Genomic DNA, 1,039 nt, shown 5'->3' on the forward strand with positions numbered 1-1,039 from the left:
AATCCGATACGTGGACCCCGTATCCCGCGTTCCCGAGGGCGGTGAGCACGTCGTCGCGATGAGCGGTACCTCGTGTCTCCAGGGTGAGCGCCACTTCCACCTCGTCCACCGCCAGCCACGTCCCGGTGCGGGAGTGTGCCACGTCGACCACGCTTGCGCCCGTCTTGCCCACCACCGCCAGCAGCGATCCCAGCGCGCCGGGGCGATCGGAGATCGTCACGCGCACGGCGAGATAGCGACCTGCCGCGCTCAGGCCGTGACCTATCACGCGGGTCAGCAGCAACGGGTCGATATTGCCGCCGGACAGGATCGCGCAGACCGGCCCCCGCAGGCCGAGTTCCTCGGGCGAAATACTCATCAGAGCGGCGACCGCCGCGGCGCCCGCGGGTTCGACGATCAGCTTCGCGCGTTCCAGGCACAGCAGCAGCGCCTGCGACAGCGCTTCCTCGTCCACCGTCACGATTCGTGAAACATGCTGGGCCACATGGCCGAACGGCACTTTGCCGGGCTGTCCGACCGCGATGCCGTCGGCCATCGTCGACATCCGCTCGACGCGGACCGGGTGGCCCGCCGCCAGCGAGCCCGGCCAGGCGGCCGCTTCCGCCGCCTGCACCCCGATGACGCGGACGTTCGGCGCCAGATGCCGCAGCGCGACCGCGACTCCCGCCAAGAGCCCGCCGCCGCCGGTGGGCACGAGCACCGTGCCGACCTGCGGCAGCTGCTCCGCGATCTCCACGCCGGCGGTGGCCTGGCCTGCCACGATATCGGGATGGTCGAACGGATGGATCAGCGTCGCGCCGGACCGGTCGGCGAAATCCAGTGCGGCGTCCAGCGACTCGTCGATGGTCTCGCCCACCTGGCGGACTTGCGCACCGTATGCCTTGGTCGCCGTCACTTTCGGCAGTGACGCCCCGACCGGCATGAACACCGTCGACGCGATGCCGAGCGAGGCCGCCGACCACGCGACGCCTTGCGCGTGGTTACCGGCGCTCGCGGCCACGACGCCGCGCTCCCGAACCTCCTGCGGCAAATTCGCGAT

General features: G+C 70.6%; 1 protein-coding gene. It reads right to left on the minus strand.

Annotated elements, in window-relative coordinates:
• The coding region (locus tag ABZW96_RS37690; RefSeq protein WP_355081676.1) for a pyridoxal-phosphate dependent enzyme at positions 1-1,039 on the minus strand (1,039 nt) is incomplete at both ends.

It is taken from the genome of Nocardia sp. NPDC004168, assembly GCF_040610355.1.
Lineage (GTDB): Bacteria > Actinomycetota > Actinomycetes > Mycobacteriales > Mycobacteriaceae > Nocardia > Nocardia sichangensis.